The sequence below is a fragment of the Bacteroidia bacterium genome (assembly GCA_025056095.1).
Taxonomy (GTDB): domain Bacteria; phylum Bacteroidota; class Bacteroidia; order JANWVE01; family JANWVE01; genus JANWVE01.
Map to the genome: position 1 here is coordinate 1 of JANWVW010000230.1, position 4469 is coordinate 4469.

Consider the following 4469-nt stretch of genomic DNA (forward strand, 5'->3'; position numbering starts at 1 on the left):
ATTCCTCATTTACGGGAACTTTTTGGGGTAAAAATTGCTCTATGCGCTCACACAATAGGCATTGGTGCAGCCGTTGCCAGTATCGCCCTAGGTACTACGGTGATTGAAAAGCATCCTGCGTCTGAGGCGTAGATTCCGCTTTCTCAATGGAACCCGAAGAAATGACACTCCTTATGGAAGAATCTGAAAGAGCTTGGCAAGCTTTAGGTGAGGTTCAATATGGCTCAATTGAAGTTGAGAAAAAATCTTTAGTATTTAGGCGTAGTTTATACGTGGCTTATGATAGGAAAGCTGGGAAGGTATTGACGACTGAGAATGTCAGAGCAATTCGCCCAGGCTAAGGCTTGTCCCCGAAGTACTTAGACTGCTAGGTTTGGCTGTGAAGAAAGATATTAAAGCGGGAACCTCTTTGTCTTTTGAGCTGTTGAAGTGAATGAGAAATGAGCTGTTGAAGTGAGCAAGAAAGGGTTAGTGAATTGTAGAGTGAAAATCTTTAAATAATCATGGATTTAACAATTTAGATAGACTAACTAACTATTTTTTGCTTTTTTTGTTTTAGTTAGATAAGCTTATTTAACGAGTAGAATATACTTTTTGCATAAAAAAGTTATGAGTAAAATTGTTGAAATTTTAGTGATTGAATCATTTACTTCTACACCTCATTTGGAAACTGCTGGAGAAATAGCTATCAGAGAAGCTAGAAAGGGTAAGATAACAGCTTTTAGTTACATAGATTGTGATAATCCAGATTGCGAAATTCCTTTGACTTTGAGAAATGTTTTGCTTGGTGCTAGTAATCGGCATAAGTTTGAGCAAATAGCCAGGATATTATCTCAGCAAAATATTCACATTATTAAGCCTGTAAAGTTATCTAAAAATACTATAAAAGAAATTCGATTATTTACATTATCTCAATTTGATAACCTCGAAGAATTAAAAAAATTAACATACAAAAATGCAAGATTGGGTTTAGGGATAGCCTCGTCACTAATATCGCGTATAAAGGATCCATATGTTGATGTGAATTTATATAGGTCTTTGCTGAGGCGGTATATGAGGGCTTCAGCGTTTACTTACGAAGTAGCCTATCAAATTATTAAGCATTACAATCCAACTACAGTCATTACATTCAATAATCGCTTTGCCTGTAGTAAACCAATTTCTGAAGTATGCAAGCATCTAAAAATTCCTCTTATTATTCATGAGCGAGGGGCTGACTATCGCAGATTCTCTTTATATAGTCAGTCTTGTCATAACTTTGCTTACATTCGCCAGCTTATCAGAGAAAGCTGGCAAAAAGGAGGTCAAGATCGCAAGATAGTTGCCCAAAGTTTTTTTGAAAGAAAAAGAATGGGTGATGGTATTTCTTGGAAGAGTTTTACTGACGCTCAAGAAAAAGGGAATTTCCCAAAACGTCGATTACAAAGACGTTTAGTTTACTTTTCATCTAGTGATGATGAATTTGCTTCGATTGATGATGATATGATTGAGCAATCGTTATTTAAATCTCAACGCGATGCAATTATTTTTCTAATTAAATGGGTGTCTTCACAACCAGATACAGAACTAGTTATTCGAGTTCATCCACATTTACGAGAAAAGTCGAAAAAAGAACGTGACTGGTGGGATAACTTAACTGGGGCAAATGTATTAACAATTAAAGCAGATTCTTCTGTCGATTCCTATGCTTTAGCCGATTCTGCTGACGTAGTTCTTTCCTATGGTTCAACAATGGGAATAGAAGCTGCCTATTTTGGTAAGCCATCTATTTTGCTTGGTGATTCAAATTATCGAGGATTTGGTTGTACATACGAACCAAACTCTTTATCTGAGTTGATAGAGTTAATCGAGAATAAAAATTTACCAAGCTTGCCTTCAGAAAATGCTTTGCCTTATGGTTTTTACTTTATGACGCACGGAGAATTGTATAAGTATTATGAGCCAACTTCTTTATTTAGTGGTTTGTTTATGGGAATTGAATTATCATATTATAAAGGATGGATACGTTGGTTAAAACGCACTATAATAAATAAAAGTAATAATTTAGCCAAGGTACTTACTAGATATTAAGCCAATTGGGCTATACACTCGTGAAGTAGCAAGTAAAAAACAAATTATATGTTTGCTATTATTCCAGATCAGAAGGGGAAATGCCTCTAGCCCTCTCTGGGGTTGGGATGAGGGGAAGTGTTGCAACCTAAATTGAAATGACGATAATACGCTCTTTACTTGAGAAATGTTCCTCCCCTTCATCTTAGGAGCGGACTTGTTTCAGCACCTGAATCACTTAATTATGAGGAGTTAAATGGACAGCCCTGTATTGTTTTTAGTATTTAATCGACCACACACGACTCAGCAGGTCTTTGATGCTATTCGCCAAGCTCAGCCACCAAGGCTCTACGTAGCGGCTGATGGCCCAAGATCAGAGCGAGAAGGGGAAGCGGAGAAAGTTACCCAAGTGCGAAAAATTGCTACACAAGTAGATTGGCCTTGTGAAGTCAAGACTCTTTTTAGAGAAAAAAATCTAGGGTGTAAAATGGCAGTGAGTAGTGCTATCACTTGGTTTTTTGAACATGAAAAGCAAGGGATTATCCTAGAAGACGACTGTTTACCTCATCCTGATTTTTTCCGATTCTGTGAAGAGTTACTTGATTACTATAGTAATGACGAGCGCGTCTGGGTAATTACGGGGAATAATTTTCAAGATGGTCAACATCGGGGGGATACATCCTATTACTTTTCTAAATATAACCACTGTTGGGGGTGGGCAACCTGGAGACGTGCTTGGGAGAAGTATCAAGTGGATATGTCATTTTGGCCTCACTGGAAAAAGTCATTAGATTGGCAGAGAAAAACACCTGACCCTATTGAACGAAAATACTGGGAACAAATTTTTGATCAGGTTTATCAAGGCAAAATCAATACTTGGGACTATCAATGGACGGCTTGTGTTTGGTATCATTGGGGATTAACAGCTACGCCGAATGTAAACCTCGTGAGCAATATTGGTTTTGGTGCAGATGCCAACCATACAAGCTCGACAGATAACATCCATGCAAATATGCCAGTTTTTCCTCTGGGTAAAATTAAGCATCCAAAAGAGGTTACTATTAATGTTGATAGCGATCGCTACACCTTTTATGAACATTTTGGCGGCAAATATATGCGTTTTCCCTATTCACTAATTCATTTACATAGAAAATTAGCAAGAAAAGTTCTACTTTTTTAATGAAAATGAAAACATAAAAACATGACTTTATTAACTCCTAAATCACCAATAACAAAAAAATCGAATACAATCTGTGTAAGAGAAATATCCACCGAACAGATTGGCAATAAATGGCACAATACGTTTGGTATTGATTTATCTTGTGATTTTATTTCAATAAAAAAAATTTTTCATTGGCGATGCTTAGATACTGGTTTTGAATGGTACACCCCTAGTGAAGCTGCTGGTGACGGTTCCTTATATCAGAAACTGCAAAAATTCCCATTTTATTATATGGCTGATAAGTGGGAGTTTCATGCCGCCCTAAACCATATCAAACCACAGGCAAAAGTTCTTGAAGTAGGCATTGGTGGAGCAGGTTTTTTGCTACTCTCTAAAGAAAAAGGTATTGATATTGAAGGAATGGAGATCAATCCAGAAGCAATTCAAAATGCCCAGAAACTAGGTTTGACAATTTATCCACTACTAATTGATGACTTTATTAAGCAATATCCTGCTCAAAAATATGATGCTGTCTGTACATTTCAAGTCCTTGAACATTTACCAGAACCTATTAAATTCCTTGAGAGTGCCCTAGAACTGCTTCGATCAAAAGGAAAATTAATTCTTTCAGTACCAAATCGGGGTGTTCTGCGCCATATTGATCCGAATTATGAAAATCTACTAGATCAACCGCCACATCACATGTCTCACTGGACTAAGACAGTTTTCAACTATTTGCCTAATATACTACCTGTAACAGTCAAGTATTTAATGACAGAGCCTCTTCAACCGTATCATGTTGACTGGTTCACAGTAGCTTATAGTAGAAATTGGCTCATGCATAATCTAAATATGAATAAATCTACGGCTCGGCTGGTAGCTAATCGGTACACATTAAGTCCAGTAAGTTTACTTTTAAGATTAGGATTGAGAAAAATATTTTATGGACACACTTTACTTGTTATTTTAGAAAAATTATGAAGCCGAAGTGTTAAAGGTTAGCTTAAGGAAGAAAAAAACAGGGCGGATATGCTTGTATTGGGGTTCCCAAGGAGTTTATATTCCAGCTTAGATTAAAGGTTTATTTAGAATGAGCCGTCGGTATGGAGCTTATGATGCTAATTGGACTAACTTGATTGCTGCCACTCTAGGAACCTAAAGCTCGTCCGGTTTGGAAAATACAGGAAAATTTGTTCATACACGGTTATAATATAGGTTTTGATTTCCGAGAATTTCGTAAAGAAATGAACCAAGTGTT

General features: G+C 36.8%; 3 protein-coding genes and 1 pseudogene. All 4 read left to right on the forward strand.

The features are described from left to right. Positions 1–433, forward strand: a pseudogene (locus NZ519_12500) (N-acetylneuraminate synthase family protein). Between the two features lie 176 nt (positions 434–609). Next, positions 610–2070 (forward strand): hypothetical protein, encoded by a 1461-nt coding sequence (locus tag NZ519_12505; protein ID MCS7029575.1) that lies wholly within the window; start codon positions 610–612, stop codon positions 2068–2070. A 235-nt stretch (positions 2071–2305) separates the two neighbouring features. Further along, on the forward strand, positions 2306–3229 hold the full coding sequence (locus NZ519_12510; protein MCS7029576.1) for a glycosyltransferase family 2 protein: 924 nt from the start codon (positions 2306–2308) through the stop codon (positions 3227–3229). 21 nt (positions 3230–3250) lie between these two features. Further along, the gene (locus NZ519_12515) at positions 3251–4192 is read left to right on the forward strand and encodes a class I SAM-dependent methyltransferase (GenBank protein MCS7029577.1); all 942 of its coding nucleotides are present in this window, start codon (positions 3251–3253) and stop codon (positions 4190–4192) included. Positions 4193–4469: the final 277 nt, after the last annotated feature.